Here is a 15,315-nt window from a genome sequence, read left to right on the forward strand (position 1 = left end):
TAAGTGGATTTACTAAATAATTCTCCACTGTAATTATCTATAAAAAAGCCAAACAAGAGCTTAAAATCTGAGTATTTATCGGTCATAATTTTCGGGAAGAGGTTCTATTTCCTAGACTATGCCTTCTCCTGGCTCCAAAGCAACTTCTATGTCGTAAGCTTAATAAGACTAACGGATTTTCAATATGCTAGTTCAAATAACTGTAGTTGCGATCGCAGTAATGTTAGTGGGTACGCAAAATCTGGAAGCCCTTGCAGACTTGCAATCTTCTACTCAGGATGGGGCTAGTGGTATTGTGACACCGAAAGCTACGATCCAGATAGAGGGAGGGTATGCCAAATATGGTGATTATGTCCGAGCCAGTTCAGTAGATACCCAGGCGCTGGAATTTTCCAAAAAAGTTGTCAAAGATATCCAGATTCGTTTTATTAATGAAAAAGGTAAGTTGCTCGATGACAAAGGTCAGCCGATTAAAGGGCGGACTCAAAAAGATTTTATCATGGGTCTGCTGAGACTCAAACCTGGTCAGATATTTCGTAAAGATTTACTTGAAGCAGACTTGCAACGATTGAGGAGATTAGAGTCATTTAATCAAGTCAATGTTTACCCTGAAGAAGATACCTCCGGCGTTAATATTATCTATGAAATCAAAGAGCGTCACTTCCCTTCTCTCATCTTAGGAGGCGGAGATAACGATGATGTTGGGCTATACGGTCGGGTGGGTTATAAAGATGCAAATATCAGCGGTCTTAACGATAAATTAGATACAACTGTGCAGTTTAGCACTAAAGATGTCCAGTTTAATGGTCAATTCATTAGTCGTTATCGTCCTGAAGAACCAAACCGCTTAGGCTATAGCATTAGAGGTTTTCGTAGTCGAAATATATCGGGAACCTTCAACGAAGATATCAGATTGTCTAACGGCGACAAAGTGCGGGAGGGAAGGTTTGGTGGTTCTGTGGGACTTTTAGGAGCTTTTGATGACTGGGATACATCTGTAGCTCTTAACTATACCAGGATTAGCCTACGCGATCAAGAATATAACGTTGCACAGGTGGATAGATTAGGGAGTCCTCTATCTGTCAGCGGTACTGGCATTGATGACCTATTTACAGTATCATTTGCAATATCCAGAGATCAACGCGATCGCCGAGAGAATCCGACTCAAGGATCAATCCTCACCTTCAGCACAGAACAAGCGATTCCCATTGGACTGGGTAATATTTCCAGCAACCGCCTACAGGGAGACTATATTCAGTATTTACCAGTCAGTTGGATAGGTAATGGTAGACCAACCGACAATCCTGAAATGTTGGCGATTAATTTCCAAATTGGCACGATTATTGGAGACTTTCCACCAGCTGATGCTTTTAATATTGGTGGGCTAAATTCTGTCAGAGGTTACGGTTATGGTAAAGTTGCCAGTGGTCGAAGTTATGGTTTAGCTTCCGTGGAATATCGTTTCCCCATTTTTCAGTCAATCGGAGGAGTTTTCTTTACTGACTTCGCCTCAGATTTCGGGTCTAGCGACACCGTGTTAGGAGAACCAGGAGTACTGCGAGACAAACCTGGAAGTGGCTTTGGTTATGGCTTAGGATTGCGATTCAAGTCATCCTTTGGGCTGATTCGAGGCGACTTAGGAATTAGCGACCAAGGAGAAGTTAGATTTGAAGTTACTACAGGTCAGCGATTTTAATCCCATCTGTAATTTTACTCCGCGTTCCTACACTGCGGGAAGGCGAAGCGCCTATACGTTTAAATCTTCTCTTCCTCTGATGCAGTAACGCCGATAATCCTTTTTTACGATAGTTGGCTGATAACTTGTTGAAGATTAGTAATTAGGACTTACGCACTGAAAACCTTAAACCTCGATTCCCCCTAACCCCCCTTAAAAAGGCTACGGTGTACACACAAGTCGAAAAAAGCTCGATTTCTCATTTCTCCTTGTTCTCTCGTTCCCATGCAAAGCTAGGAATGGTTGATTAGAGGCTGCTGCCTCCAGTCAGATATTGAGTCAGAGACTCAATGAATGCATTCCTCATGCAGAGCATGGGAACGAGTCAAGCCTAATACAAGCTAGGTTTTTAGGACTTGTGTGTACACCGTAGCTTAAAAAGGGGGGGATCTGAAAGAGCCAACTTTTTAAGGGGGTTGGGGGATCTCTTCTGCGTAAGTCCTAGTAATGTAAAGAGACAAATAGTTTGGAGCCAAAAAAATATATTATTACCAACCTGAATATGAAAAACTTGCAAGTTGTGGAAAAAGGGTTTTCATCCGTCCCGATTATTGATATCAGCGCCTTGGTTTCTGGAAAAGGAAATCTCTATTCCGTCGCATCTCAAATTAAACAAGCGTGTCAAGAATCGGGGTTTTTCTATATTATCGGACATGGCGTGGACGAAAATTTGCAGCAGCGACTCGAAGAACTCAGCCGCCAGTTTTTCGCCCAGGATTTGGAAACTAAACTTAAAATCCGCATGGCTTTGGCAGGTATTGCATGGCGAGGTTATTTCCCCCTTGGTGGCGAACTGACATCCGGTAAATCAGACTTGAAAGAAGGTATTTACTTTGGTGCCCAACTGGGAGAAGAACACCCATTAGTACAAGCTGGTACTCCTATGCATGGTTCCAACCTCTTCCCCGCCAACATCCCCCAATTTGGCGAAACAGTGCTTGAATATTTGGAGGCGATGACAAACTTGGGACACACTCTGATGATTGGTATAGCCCTGAGTTTAGGATTGGAAGAATCCTACTTTGCTGACTGTTATACCTCAGATCCTTTAGTGTTGTTTCGCATCTTCAACTATCCTCCTAATTTATCACCGTCAGATGGTGAACCGATATGGGGCGTTGGTGAACATACTGATTATGGCGTTCTGACCATTCTCAAGCAGGACGACTCAGGCGGATTAGAGGTTAAATCCAAGTCAGGTTGGGTTGCTGCGCCTCCCGTTCCTGGTTCCTTTGTGTGCAACATCGGCGATATGCTAGAGAAGATGACGGCAGGTTTCTATCGTTCTACACCTCACCGTGTACAAAACCAGTCCCAAAATCATCGCCTTTCGTTCCCCTTCTTTTTCGATCCCAATTTCGATGTTGAAGTGAAGCCGATTGAATTAGATAATATAGTAGCGAATAATGATCCAGGCGATCGCTGGGATAAAGCTAACGTTCATGATTTTCGCGGAACCTATGGTGATTATGTGTTAAGTAAGGTGTCTAAGGTTTTTCCAGAGTTGCGGCGATCGATATTATAGGGTTTCTAGCCATTTCTTCTTGATGTCATGAAAGCCGCACACTCGTGACTTCAAGTCATGAGTTAGGCGCTAATAATTTCTACATTTACAATATCCCTATTAGGGATTGAAACATTACTTGGGCTACAAATTGGGGCATTGATGCTGATTGCAGAGGACAGCGAATGCATTGATGATTTTGTAATCGACGTTAAATAAGATTTGTCATGTAATTTTTCAATATAGCAGGCAGTTTTTCCTTGCTTATTTCATGTGTAACCACCTGTACAATTAATTTCTCAGCTTCTTCTTCTGTTATTTCAATATGGTAATCATTCACATTTAAAAAAGTCACCATAGTAGCAAAAGCAGTGCGTTTGTTACCTTGCTCAAAAGCGTGATTGCAGGCTATGTGAAATAGGTATGCAGATGCCTGTTCATAAATTGTGGCATACAAATACTCTCCCCCAAAAGTTGCTTGAGGCGAGTAAAGAGCAGAGTCTAGCAAGCCTTCGTTAAGTATGTTTAACGACTCGCCACTTTCACTGACAAGTTCATCATGTATACGGATTACGTCTTCTTTCGCAAGAAATTTAGGATGCTGCAAGTCTCTTGTAAACTGGTTCCCATTTTTTCATTGTTGACAGGAAGATTAACACAGTTTCTGATTCTTGAGGAGTTATGTCTCCTAAATCGAATGCGTTAACCTCCTCTTGGGAGAAGGCGTTGACTCGTAACCCTGCTTCAATCAGTGACTTTAGTCCATGTTTTAGGGTTTCTAGGGCAACATAGTTGCCGTCTTTTTTGGGAGTTTCAGGGCTAACTGCGTTTTTGATTTCCTTGTATATAACAACGGAACCTGATGTTACATTTTTGATTGCTTCTCTTTTGTCGTTTCCTAGAAAGAAATCCCAGTCTACCTCTAAAATTTCTTTTAAAAGGAAAACAGATTTGACAAAGTACAGTAGTAGTACTGCTAATTCCGCTTTGTTCGCTATTTCGCTAATTTTCTTAACCAGCTTCAAAAGTCTATCAAGTTTTTGTTTAAACTGAACTATCTCTTGCTTAAGTTCATCCTGCGAGATCCCTCTAATGTCGGCTATTTCGGCTAGTTTGGCACTGACCTCATGTTGTGCATTAGGAAAATGCAGGCATTGCTCAAACAGCTCTCCTTGTGCTTGAAATGTTGAGATTGTTTCCTGTATGAGCATGAAGCTTAGTGTCATTGCCTTACCACCCTTACAGTCATAAAATTGGGTTATTTACTTCCCCTACTTAGAACAACTCTTTAACCTTACTAGAAATACTAGGGATACAGGATTATTGTATCTCTAGGATATATCCACTATATCTATTAAATGATGTCATTAGTGCGATGTGATCTAGTGCGATGTCACTATCTTGCTGTTATCCGCGTGCTTGTACCCAAGATGAAGGCGATACACTATAAAAGTGACTTTTATGCTGGCTAGGGGGAGAAGTTGGAAATTCATCATCCCTATTAAGGATTGAAACAACTTTCTAAAAATTGGTACTCTAAGCCAAATATGAAGACTGTTTTACTCCAGACTCCAGACTCCTACTGTATCTCTCGACAGATAGCTTGCTTGTTAAGCTGATCCGTGGTTTGATTGAAACTACGGCATATCTATCAATTTATCGGAGTTTGTTGACAACTCAACTACCTGAATTAACTTGTCAGCCACAAAGTAAATATAAAACTTTCCATGCCTATCCAAACTATTGGTATTTTAAGTCCAGGTGATATGGGACAGGCGATCGCAGCTGTTCTCAATCAACATGGATTGAAAACTATTGCAGCCCTAGACGATCGCAGTGAACGAACTCGGCAATTAGCAGCCGCAGCCAACATCCAAGATGTGGGTTCTCTTACACAACTAGTAATTGAATCTGATGTAATCTTGTCAGTTCTAGTCCCCGCAGCCGCTACCCAAGCAGCAAAGGAAGTAGCTGAAACGATCAGCAATGTTGGTAAACCCATTCTCTACGTTGACTGTAATGCGATCGCACCCCAAAAAGTCATAAATATCAGCCAACTTATCGAATCAGTTGGGGGAACATTCGTAGATGCATCAATTATTGGCCCACCACCGCGAGTTCCCAATCGCACCCGCATTTATACTTCGGGAAAACAGGCCAGTCAACTCCAACAACTGCGAGATCATGGCTTAGATGTGCGGGTAATTGGTGATGAAATTGGTCAGGCTTCCGGCTTGAAAATGTCCTATGCAGCCCTGACAAAAGGATTGACAGCAATCGGCACAGAATTACTAATTGCAGCCCATCGTTTAGGGTTGGATAAGGAACTATGGGATGAAATATCTAGTAGCCAAAAGGAACTTGCTAGCATCTTAACCCGTTCCATTCCATCGATGACACCGAAAGCGCATCGTTGGATAGGAGAAATGGAAGAGATTGCAGAAACCTTTAAAGAGTTAGGTCTGACTGACCGCATTTTTTACGGAGCAGCCGATGTTTACCGCTTAGTGAAAGAAACCTCCTTAGGTAAGGAAACACCAGAAGAATGCGATCGCGATCGTTCACTGAATGAAATCATTACAATCCTCTCCAATGAAGCAATCTCCGACACCGAATCTTGAGTAATATCATGTCCGCATAATTAGTTACGATTCCCACAGTCATTGCACCCCACCCCGCCAAAGCTATGCTTTGTCTCCCCTCCCGAAGAGCGGGGAGGGGATTAAGGGGTGGGGTTCTTCGGGTTTAATAAGCAATCAAGCGGACATGATATAAGACATGGTTGATAGCGTACTTTCGCCCTTAAAAAGGAGGGAATTAGAGCAAGCCTTTTTAAGGGAGATTGGGGGGATCTTCCAGGGCAAATATATCAACTAATACCAAGCGTATTGTTTTATAGATGGGGTAAAAAGCGAGAATCTATGACTCAAGAGCAATGGACTGCGGTCGATCGTTACTTCACCGATTTGCTTGTGCCGCCCGACCCCGCGCTGGATGCGGCTCTCCAGACCAGCGCCGCCGCCGGACTGCCACCGCACAACGTTTCGCCCAACCAGGGCAAGCTGCTGCTGCTGTTGGCGCAGCCCAACCCAGGCATCGCCACCTCTTTCCTAACATCAAAATAATCATCTGCTAATAACCCAAAATAGCAAGAGATTGTTATTTGATCAGTCTTTGGAACGATTTTCAGGGAACAGGTAGGCGATCGCAGCGTAACCCGAAACACTGAGTAAACTAACCAAAAAAACAGCCAGAACAAAAGTAGACATACAGAATTCTACCCAAATGCCAAATAAACTTTATATTCCATCCAATTCCAAAATCTTGGCATCTATCAAAAAACAAGATTTTAGATACTTTAAAATTAACAATCGGGTATGACACCGCCATGACTACCTTGTGTCAATGCCTTGTATCTCAAGGATTTTTACTCAACTCAAGCCAAAGGCAGAAAAAACCGAAACGTACTGCCAACTCCCAATTCGCTTTCTACCTGAATCTGACCGCCTTGTAGTTCAATCAAACGATGGGAAATAGTTAAGCCAATACCAGTGCCTCCCGAATGGCGATCGCGCGATTGGTCGGCTCGCCAGAAACGCTCAAATACATGGGGCAAATTTTCTGGAGCGATGCCAATACCTGTATCCATAACCGCAATCCAGAGTTGAGATGCTTCAGTCCCAACTCGAATGGTAATTAAACCTTCATTAGTATAACGCACTGCATTACCTAGCAGATTAACCAACACCTGTTCTGTGCGGTCAATATCTGCCAATACAAGAGGTAACACAGATGGACATTGTAAGAGCAGAACTGGCCCATCTTCTAACAGTTGGTCGGTGAATTTCTCCACTAATGACTCTAACAACGGACGCAGATTTACCTGTTGGATATTAATTGGTAGATAACCAGCTTCTGCCTTAGACAGTTCTTGTAAATCGTTCACCAACCGCTCTAAGCGTCTAGTTTCTCTAGCTAAACGCCGATAAATTTCAGGAGACGCTTCAATTTCCCCATCAGCCAGTTCTTCCAAATAACCGCGCACCACAGTTAACGGTGTTCGGAGTTCATGGGTCATGTCTCCAATCACTTCTCGCCGCCGCGCTTCTACCCCTTCTAAACTAGCTGCCATTCGGTTGAAACTAGCACTCAGTCCACTGAGTTCAGGAATGTCAGATACAGGTAGTCGTGCATCCATCTGACCAGCAGCAAATTTTTGGGTGATTTGTTCCATCTCGGTCAACCGCTGCATAATCCGTCTGGACACCCAGTAACTCAATCCTCCGGCTGCGGTGGTGCCAACTAAGACTGACCAAAGAGTGCTTCGCTGCCAAGCAAGTTCAAATCCAGTAACCAATTCAGTTCGGACATCGATTAAGTCGAACCCCTGATTTTCTAATCGTTCCAAATGCAAGACAAACAAGCGGGGGGAAGAGATTTTGCTGATGCTTACCAGACTAGCTACCCCCACGATCATTACTACTAAGTGGGAGAAAAATAAGCGCGTTCTCAGCCCCATCTTCATAACACTTACCAAAATAGTGCTGAGTCACCAAAAGAGGCTCTTGAGCAGGGAGCAGGGAGCAAGGGGAAGGAGTTCCAACTTCTGCTGCCATATGGTCTGAAGCCCCCGACTTCTCGCTGAGTCACCGTTCGCCCTTGGCATCTCCCCTTAGGAGAAGATTTGAGTTGTGGCTTCTGCCGCTCAAACTTCTCGCTGAGTGCCCAGTGGTGTAATTTTTTATTTTTAATCATGAAGGTAAGTATTCAGTGCGAGAAGATTATGCTTAGAGAGCAAGGGAATTAATTAGTAGAAAAAAGTCCTTCCTGAGTATTAAATACTCACTCAGCAAAGTTGCGGAATTTTACTCAGCACTCGTTACTGGTTACTCAGCACTACTGAAGCCACCAAAGGATCTTCAAATTTATAGCCCACCCCAACAACAGTTTTAATAAAAGTAGGATTTGCCGGATCAGGCTCAATCTTTTTTCGCAACCGAGCTACATGAGTATCCACCACTCGTTCATCGCCAAAAAAGTTGTCTCCCCAAAGTTTATCAATTAGTTGAGTACGGTTCCAAACTCTACCAGGATTGCTGACAAAGGTGGTTAGCAAGTTAAATTCTAGGGTGGTTAAGTCCAAAATTTCAACCTCCTGAGAATCCATCTGACGACTGGCAGTCCGCTGCTCTACATCTACGATAAAGTGTTGGGTACGATTGACTTGATGTTGTCCCCCTTGGCGGAGGCTACGCCGCAATAGTGCCCGCACCCTAGCTACCAATTCTCTGGGGCTAAAGGGTTTAACCATGTAATCATCAGCACCAGTAGACAGACCAATGACGCGATCGATTTCCTCACCCTTAGCCGTGAGCATCAAAATGTAAGGATCTTTTACACCTGGTTTCTGGCGAATTCTGGCACAAACTTCTAGCCCATCCAAACCAGGAATCATTAAATCTAGAATGATTAAATCAGGTGGTTGCTCCTGAAACATCCGCAAAGCATTCATGCCATCGCGGCTAATGCGACAAAAAAATCCTTCTTTTTCTAAAGAGAGTTCGATTAAATGAGCAATTTCTGGTTCATCTTCAACTATTAAAATATCCATTTCAATTAACCAGACAAGGAGTAGACAAGGGGCTTAAGCCCCTTGTTCAAAGTAGGGAAACTTCGGGGACTGGGACGGGTATGGATGGGGATTCAAATCCCACCTAACCTGATAAACCTTCTACAGGCAAGCAATAGCTCAGTATAGATTTCGATAGATTTGAAATAAGGTTTTAAAGGTTTGAATTGGACGGCGTGCGATAACTATAGCCAAGATGAGAATCTTTTTGAATGTGTGCTTTAATACTATCGAGATCGATGAAGCAGTCAGCTACATCAATCAAGCTTTCACTAGTGGTCGTTTGCAGACTCACGACTTCCACCCGAACCCCCATTCTGCTGACAGCGTTCACAGCATAGGCTAAATCTCCATCCCCACTGACTAAAACCGCAGTATCATAATAAGGAGCTAAAGTTATCATGTCTACAGCAATTTCTACGTTCAGATTTGATTTTTTGAAATTCTCTGCTGGCAGAACGAGTTCTTTTGCTACTACACGATAGCCATTACGCCGCATCCACAATAGAAAACCCTGTTGCTTTTCATTGCTGATATCAACCCCAGTATAAAAGAAAGCACGCAACAGCCTTGAACCGTTAGTTAAACGACAAAGCAATTTAACGTAGTCAATTTCTATACCGAGTTGTAAAGCTGTATGAAATAGGCTTAAGCCATCAATAAAAATAGCAACTCGACCACGATTGAAGGTATTGAAAATCGAACTATCAGGTGCAGGATCTCGCATCTTGGTATCTTTACCTTTGACAGCAGTATCGCTCAAATTTTGCCCTTGCCAATGTGGTTTAGCTTTGAGTACTTTAGATTCCTTAAATTCATTTGTTTGTTTGCTAAAATTAGTTATAATCATTGATACCTCTGATTTTAAAGCTGGAAAGAGTTTTGGGTAAATTCTCTATAGTATAGTCTGTGCTGATTTTTAACCCTAGCAGGTAATGATCTTAAGTCACTACATGCAGAGAAACTTTACTAGCGCTTAACAGGATTCAAAGTAGACAGGCGAAGGGTTTTTCAATGTTGTCAGGGTTGGTTTGACGAGATATTACCAGTGCCCACAGATATGTTAATCTTTACCCACCCAGACAGCAAGAGTTTGGAGAAAATAAATCTTCTTGTAAGGGTAGGGGCAAGAATCCGCGAACGTCATCTATCTAGATTTTATTTTACAGCCAGGAAGTTGAAATTTACCGCAGGCTAAGGACGCTCAAATACTGACGGAGTTAGAAGCACTAATAATGTAATATGCGATCGCCCCTGAAAAAGTAAGTTATTTGCAGGTATCTGGGTAATCTTTAATACAATTTTTAGAAAAGGTTATCTTAAATGAGGCAGTTTTCAACAGTCAATAGTCAGAAAGCACCGACGAAAATACAAGATTCCCGACTTGATTTCAATAAGTCGGGAATCTGAGTCTTAGCCTTTAGCTAACTTATTGTTGGATGTGTAGTAAACCTTACTACCAGTATCAGGGACAAAATGGCAGCTGATACATGAATTCCATAATGACTTCCAAATTGGTTCTTCCGATTTGTGGAAATACTCACCCATCACTGGTTTTATTGCCTCAGTTGCCTTCAGCAAATTGTAGTGAGGGATGTTAAGGAATATATGGTGAGCAACATGAGTGCCGATATCATGATGGATATGATTAACCAAACCATAATTACGGTCAATGCTAGAAATTGCGCCTTTGAGAAAAGTCCAATCTTCTCCACGATACCAGGGAAGGTCTGCCTCAGTGTGGTGCAAGAATGTCACCAAATCTAGCCAAATTATGAACACAAGGTAGGGGACAGCGTAATATTTCAGCAACCACATCCAACCCCATTGGTAGGTAAGGAAACCTAGCAAACCTACCATCCCAATCAAAAGTACAGTACTAGTGATGACATCCCATTTTTCCGATGGTTTGAAAAGCGAACTACTGGGCAAAAAGTGGGAGCCTTCCTTATTAGGAGAACGCTTAAACAAATACACAGGATAAGCCAATAGAAAAGCATAATATCTGCCTATCTTTTGTGCTAATGGCATCTCCTCATATTGTGATTCGGTCACAGGATACCAGCTTTCATCGTTATCGATATTGCCAGTATTTTTGTGATGGGTTCTGTGACTAATCCGCCAACCATGATAAGGAACAAGTATTGGTGTGTGAGAAAGATGTCCAATCAAATCATTGAGCCATTTATGCTTAGAAAAAGATTGGTGTCCGCAGTCATGTCCTACTACAAACAAAGCCCAAAACATCGTTCCTTGCATTAGCCAAAAAATCGGGAAGAAAAGCCAAGAATCCAGGTAATAAGCTACTGCATAAAGCAAACCGATAATCAGGATGTCACGAAAAAAGTAAAAAAGTGATTTGCTCACATTGGGCTGAAAGCATTCAGCAGGAATTGCAGCTTTTAAATCCTGAAGAGTGAAAGGTAATTTAGTCGTATCCTCAGACGTTTCAGAGCCAGGAGGATTGTTGAACGTAATGATATTTGATGGCACTGGATTCTTTTGTTGGATATAAATCAGAACTTGATTTGAGATCAGACAATCTCACTTCTAGGATGCCCACGAAACTAGCGATCGCTAACACACAAGAAGATAATTTCTGGCAATTTATCTAAAATTTGAGTCAGGAAACAATTGCCAGATTCTATTTAAACACAGCATGATAAACGCTCTCGTTGGTGCAAGAGCGTGAGTGTAATTACAGTGCTATTTATCGCTCTGTATAATATTCGTTGAAAGTCTTATAGCCAACATCATTTGTGTACAGTTGACACTGGTCTGTAATTTGCTTCATTAAAGACCAAGAAAACTGACACTCATCATGCAGATAAGGCTGCCAATTTTCTTTGATGCTGCTGTAAGCTAGCCGCAAATTATAAGAAGGAATCGCAGTGGAAATATGATGAGGGACATGAACATTGATATCGTGGCACAGGATTTCTACCCAACGCGGATAATCGCAATGAATAGTGCCAAATAGCTGTGCTAGAGCCTCATTCCACTTGTTCACTGTCACAAAAGGAACATCTGCGGCAGTATGGTGAACAATAGTAAAAGTACTCATCCAAAAATGGTAAATCATCCAGGGCACTAGCCAAAACTTGACAAATCCCCAGATACCAGTTGTGGCGATGAGAATCGGAAAAGCGATCGCTGCAAACACAACTACTACAGCCACAGAAAGCTTGATACTCGATTGGTCTTTAGTTTTGAAGTTCCGCCAATCAAAATGTACAACTGCCCAATGTCCAATGGAACCTACCCACCAGAAGCGTTTACGCATGAACAGTTCAAAAGCAGACTGCCGGGTTTGATCCCAATTTTCAAACACTTCTGGTCTGATTGGATGCCAAGCGTTGTCCTCATCCAGCTTGTTGGTATGAGTATGGTGATAATTATGCTTAATCCGCCAACTGTGAAAGGGGTAAATTAACGGCATCATGAAGAAATGCCCCACCAAATCATTTACCCAACGACGTTTGGCAAAAGACCTGTGACCACAATCATGGGCAATTACAAAAAAACCTGTTAAAGCAGTGCCCGTAAAAATCCAAGCTAGGGGCAAAAGAAACCAAGGAGTGATAATCAGGCTGTAATAGCCTAAAGCAACTGCCAAGACACTGATTATTACTTGTGTCCAGGCTTTGCGACGGTTCTGCTGAAAACATTCCCGTGGCAGGGTTTTGACAATATCTTTGAGCCTCAGGTCGGAATTACCAGGCTCGTCACTTAGTTTCTGGCTGTTAATTATTGATGTAGTCATGGACACCTGAAAAACAACAAACTCCTCCACCAAGTCACCAAAAAGCAACTTGCCGCAAAATTTCTTAATATTAGCGCTTCGGATTATAGCAATCTAACCGACACAAGCGCACCCGTAAATATAATTTTGAAAAGTGAGGAGTCAGGAGTGGTCAGTTAGGAGTTATGAGTGATGAGTTAGGAGTTTAGATTCTTAACTCATGCCTGATGTGAATGATAAACGCTCCTTGTGCCATAAAGATTTCTGTGTCTACCCAAAATCAGGGTTTGAGAAAAATTGACGGCAAAATAAAAATTTACATTGACTGATTCACATTGAACGTAATTGCAAACTCCTAACTCCTGTAGAGACGCGATTAATCGCGTCTCTACTCCTAACTAATTTTTGTTGGGGCCAACTTCACATTAGTAGCCAGACCAACTGCTTGCAGCAATTGAACAGTCATCCAAGTTAAATCGATTTCCCACCATTCCAGCCCATGACGAGCTGAGTATTGAAAGGCATGATGGTTATTATGCCAGCCTTCACCGAAAACTAGTACGGCTACCCACCAGCAATTAGTCGATCGATCACCAGAATCATAGCTCTTATAGCCAAATTTGTGAGTCGCGCTGTTCACTAACCAAGTGCAGTGGTAAACCCAGACAATCCGAACAAAAATTCCCCAAACAACAAACGGCCAGCCACCCAGAAGCAAAAGCGATACACCCAGAGCAACCTGGATCAAAATGAAATATTTTTCTAAAAACTGATAAACTGGGTCTTCGGCAATGTCTTTGGTGAAACGAGGAACATCAGCGTGAGCGGGACAGTAGTGAATCAGCCAATCCATGTGGCTCCACCAAAAGCCTTTATTAGAATCATGGGGATCAGCGTCAGTATCAGAGTGCAAATGATGGATACGATGTGTTCCTATCCACTCAATTGGGCCTCCTTGACATGAGAGTGTCCCGAAGAAAACCAGGAGATACTCTAGCCACTTGGGAGTTTGAAAACTGCGGTGGGTAACAAGGCGGTGAAATCCCAGAGTAACGCCTAAACCACCAGTTATCCAATACAGCAAGAAACCCACACCAACTGCCGTCCAGCTAAAGTTACCAGGAACAAAGGCAAACAAAGCGCCGATATGCAGTCCAATGAAAAACAGGGTATTAACCCAGTTAATTTGAGGTTTAGTTGAAGTAGCAATTGTCATGCAGTAACCTGAATTTGAATTTTCCAGCCTAGTCTGTGCGATCTAAAAATCCGCATATCTATAATTTTATTTTGAACGAGGAACTGATGAACAGCTTAGAACAGCTGCGGCAAGCAGAACAGGCACTATTAGAAATTTTTTCTGGAATTGACACTCAGGTCAAGCATAATCTAAAACGAGTCCTGGATGCCTTTCGTAATCACCGTGTGGGCGCACACCACTTTGCAGGTGTAAGTGGCTATGGTCATGATGATTTGGGACGAGAAACTTTAGATAAAGTTTTTGCCGAAGTTATGGGTGCTGAAGCTGCGGCGGTGCGAGTGCAGTTTGTTTCGGGAACTCATGCGATCGCTTGTGCTTTGTTTGGTGTCCTCCGTCCCGGAGATGAAATGTTAGCAGTGGTCGGTTCTCCCTACGATACGCTTGAAGAAGTGATTGGTTTACGGGGTCAAGGTCAAGGCTCCCTTATCGAGTTTGGCATAAAATACCGCCAATTGGAGCTAACCCCCCAAGAAACTATAGATTGGCAAGCTTTAAGTACTAGTGTGGCTGAAAACACTCGTTTAGTGTTAATTCAGCGTTCTTGTGGCTATTCTTGGCGTCCGAGTTTATCAATTGCCGATATTGAAAAAATTGTCCACTTAGTCAAACAGCAAAACCCGAACACCGTTTGCTTTGTAGATAACTGCTATGGCGAATTTATTGAAACCAGGGAACCTACAGGCGTAGGTGCTGATTTAATGGCCGGCTCATTGATTAAAAATCCTGGTGGCACCATTGTCAGCGCTGGCGGTTATGTCGCCGGTCGCGCTGACTTAGTGGAAGCATCCGCCTGTCGCCTCACTGCTCCTGGTATCGGTAGCTATGGCGGTGCTACTTTTGACCAAAATCGCCTGCTGTTCCAAGGACTATTTCTGGCTCCGCAGATGGTAGGAGAGGCGATGAAAGGGACTTATCTTACTGGTTATGTATTTGACAAACTTGGTTATCCAGTCAATCCCGCACCCCTGGCTCCCCGTGGGGATGTGATTCAGGCAATCAAACTCGGTTCTGCTGAAAAGCTAATTGCTTTCTGTAAAGCCATACAACAACATTCTCCAATCGGTTCCTACTTAGACCCAGTTCCAGATGAAATGCCGGGGTATGAGAGCCAGGTAGTCATGGCTGGCGGGACATTTATTGAAGGGAGTACTTTGGAATTATCAGCAGATGGGCCAATGCGATCGCCCTATGTGGTTTATTGCCAGGGGGGGACTCATTGGACTCATGTGGCGATCGCCTTGGAGGCTGCGATCGATGCAGTCGGAAAGTTTGGGTAATTATTATAGCATATATTCCGCACCGCATGAGGTTTATTGAGAAATTAGTGAAAGCGAATCAGCCCATGTTCGATATCCGATCACTGTTACAGTGCTTGCTACCGCAGATAAACGCTACGACGATGCGTCAGTTGAACCAGGTAATCCTGGCAATGTTAGCACTTGTTGGG

General features: G+C 42.9%; 14 protein-coding genes. 5 read left to right on the top strand and 9 right to left on the bottom strand.

The window, feature by feature from the left end; genetic code table 11:
• The first annotated feature begins 184 nt into the window (after window positions 1-184).
• Together V7K30_RS24075 and V7K30_RS24080 are read left to right on the top strand one after the other, a co-directional pair.
• On the top strand, window positions 185-1,696 hold the full coding sequence (locus V7K30_RS24075; protein ID WP_335003585.1) for a BamA/TamA family outer membrane protein: 1,512 nt from the start codon (window positions 185-187) through the stop codon (window positions 1,694-1,696).
• A 541-nt stretch (window positions 1,697-2,237) separates the two neighbouring features.
• Window positions 2,238-3,260, top strand: a complete 1,023-nt coding sequence (locus V7K30_RS24080) for an isopenicillin N synthase family dioxygenase (RefSeq protein ID WP_335003587.1) — start codon at window positions 2,238-2,240, stop codon at window positions 3,258-3,260.
• A gap of 190 nt (window positions 3,261-3,450) precedes the next feature.
• On the opposite strand, the gene V7K30_RS24085 is transcribed toward V7K30_RS24080, so the two are convergent.
• Window positions 3,451-3,846: a type II toxin-antitoxin system death-on-curing family toxin gene (locus V7K30_RS24085; RefSeq protein WP_335003589.1), complete on the bottom strand. Its 396-nt coding sequence runs from the start codon at window positions 3,844-3,846 to the stop codon at window positions 3,451-3,453.
• Complete coding sequence (locus V7K30_RS24090) at window positions 3,833-4,465, bottom strand: hypothetical protein (RefSeq protein ID WP_335003591.1); 633 nt, start codon at window positions 4,463-4,465, stop codon at window positions 3,833-3,835. Before V7K30_RS24090 ends, V7K30_RS24085 begins: the two co-directional genes overlap by 14 nt.
• A 501-nt stretch (window positions 4,466-4,966) precedes the next feature.
• On the opposite strand from V7K30_RS24090, the gene V7K30_RS24095 reads away from it, so the two are divergent.
• A complete protein-coding gene (locus tag V7K30_RS24095) occupies window positions 4,967-5,860 on the top strand; it encodes an NAD(P)-dependent oxidoreductase (RefSeq protein ID WP_335003593.1) in 894 nt (297 codons plus the stop codon).
• Window positions 5,861-6,197: 337 nt separating this feature from the next.
• Here V7K30_RS24095 and V7K30_RS24100 read toward each other — a convergent pair whose 3' ends face one another.
• The 5 genes from V7K30_RS24100 to V7K30_RS24120 form a co-directional block, all read right to left on the bottom strand.
• Complete coding sequence (locus V7K30_RS24100; protein ID WP_335003595.1) at window positions 6,198-6,368, bottom strand: hypothetical protein; 171 nt, start codon at window positions 6,366-6,368, stop codon at window positions 6,198-6,200.
• A gap of 307 nt (window positions 6,369-6,675) precedes the next feature.
• The gene (locus V7K30_RS24105) at window positions 6,676-7,764 is read right to left on the bottom strand and encodes a sensor histidine kinase (protein WP_335003597.1); all 1,089 of its coding nucleotides are present in this window, start codon (window positions 7,762-7,764) and stop codon (window positions 6,676-6,678) included.
• Between the two features lie 354 nt (window positions 7,765-8,118).
• Window positions 8,119-8,850 (bottom strand): response regulator transcription factor, encoded by a 732-nt coding sequence (locus tag V7K30_RS24110; RefSeq protein ID WP_335003599.1) that lies wholly within the window; start codon window positions 8,848-8,850, stop codon window positions 8,119-8,121.
• 172 nt (window positions 8,851-9,022) lie between these two features.
• Window positions 9,023-9,718: a LabA-like NYN domain-containing protein gene (locus V7K30_RS24115; protein ID WP_335003601.1), complete on the bottom strand. Its 696-nt coding sequence runs from the start codon at window positions 9,716-9,718 to the stop codon at window positions 9,023-9,025.
• Window positions 9,719-10,281: 563 nt separating this feature from the next.
• Entirely contained in the window at window positions 10,282-11,361 is a 1,080-nt protein-coding gene (locus V7K30_RS24120; protein ID WP_335003603.1) for a fatty acid desaturase, read from the bottom strand.
• Between V7K30_RS24120 and V7K30_RS24125 the strand changes: the two genes are divergently transcribed.
• Complete coding sequence (locus V7K30_RS24125) at window positions 11,355-11,483, top strand: hypothetical protein (RefSeq protein ID WP_335003605.1); 129 nt, start codon at window positions 11,355-11,357, stop codon at window positions 11,481-11,483. The two genes, V7K30_RS24120 and V7K30_RS24125, sit on opposite strands and share 7 nt — an antisense overlap.
• Before the next feature lie 95 nt (window positions 11,484-11,578).
• Here V7K30_RS24125 and V7K30_RS24130 read toward each other — a convergent pair whose 3' ends face one another.
• Both V7K30_RS24130 and V7K30_RS24135 read right to left on the bottom strand, forming a co-directional pair.
• Entirely contained in the window at window positions 11,579-12,631 is a 1,053-nt protein-coding gene (locus tag V7K30_RS24130) for a fatty acid desaturase (RefSeq protein ID WP_335003607.1), read from the bottom strand.
• Window positions 12,632-13,004: 373 nt separating this feature from the next.
• Window positions 13,005-13,826, bottom strand: a complete 822-nt coding sequence (locus V7K30_RS24135) for an acyl-CoA desaturase (protein ID WP_335003609.1) — start codon at window positions 13,824-13,826, stop codon at window positions 13,005-13,007.
• Between the two features lie 86 nt (window positions 13,827-13,912).
• On the opposite strand from V7K30_RS24135, the gene V7K30_RS24140 reads away from it, so the two are divergent.
• The gene (locus V7K30_RS24140; RefSeq protein WP_335003611.1) at window positions 13,913-15,145 is read left to right on the top strand and encodes a methionine gamma-lyase family protein; all 1,233 of its coding nucleotides are present in this window, start codon (window positions 13,913-13,915) and stop codon (window positions 15,143-15,145) included.
• The last annotated feature ends 170 nt before the right edge of the window (window positions 15,146-15,315 follow it).

The organism is Nostoc sp. (assembly GCF_036917655.1).
Taxonomy (GTDB): Bacteria; Cyanobacteriota; Cyanobacteriia; order Cyanobacteriales; family Nostocaceae; genus Nostoc.

Excerpts from the sequence above, each read along its gene's own strand:
- V7K30_RS24075 (WP_335003585.1), top strand. The coding sequence starts at position 185 with ATGCTAGTTCAAATAACTGTAGTTGCGATCGCAGTAATGTTAGTGGGT.
- V7K30_RS24080 (WP_335003587.1), top strand. The coding sequence starts at position 2,238 with ATGAAAAACTTGCAAGTTGTGGAAAAAGGGTTTTCATCCGTCCCGATT.
- V7K30_RS24090 (WP_335003591.1), bottom strand. The coding sequence starts at position 4,465 with ATGACACTAAGCTTCATGCTCATACAGGAAACAATCTCAACATTTCAA.
- V7K30_RS24095 (WP_335003593.1), top strand. The coding sequence starts at position 4,967 with ATGCCTATCCAAACTATTGGTATTTTAAGTCCAGGTGATATGGGACAG.
- V7K30_RS24100 (WP_335003595.1), bottom strand. The coding sequence starts at position 6,368 with ATGATTATTTTGATGTTAGGAAAGAGGTGGCGATGCCTGGGTTGGGCT.
- V7K30_RS24105 (WP_335003597.1), bottom strand. The coding sequence starts at position 7,764 with ATGAAGATGGGGCTGAGAACGCGCTTATTTTTCTCCCACTTAGTAGTA.
- V7K30_RS24110 (WP_335003599.1), bottom strand. The coding sequence starts at position 8,850 with ATGGATATTTTAATAGTTGAAGATGAACCAGAAATTGCTCATTTAATC.
- V7K30_RS24115 (WP_335003601.1), bottom strand. The coding sequence starts at position 9,718 with ATGATTATAACTAATTTTAGCAAACAAACAAATGAATTTAAGGAATCT.
- V7K30_RS24125 (WP_335003605.1), top strand. The coding sequence starts at position 11,355 with ATGGCACTGGATTCTTTTGTTGGATATAAATCAGAACTTGATTTGAGA.
- V7K30_RS24130 (WP_335003607.1), bottom strand. The coding sequence starts at position 12,631 with ATGACTACATCAATAATTAACAGCCAGAAACTAAGTGACGAGCCTGGT.
- V7K30_RS24135 (WP_335003609.1), bottom strand. The coding sequence starts at position 13,826 with ATGACAATTGCTACTTCAACTAAACCTCAAATTAACTGGGTTAATACC.
- V7K30_RS24140 (WP_335003611.1), top strand. The coding sequence starts at position 13,913 with ATGAACAGCTTAGAACAGCTGCGGCAAGCAGAACAGGCACTATTAGAA.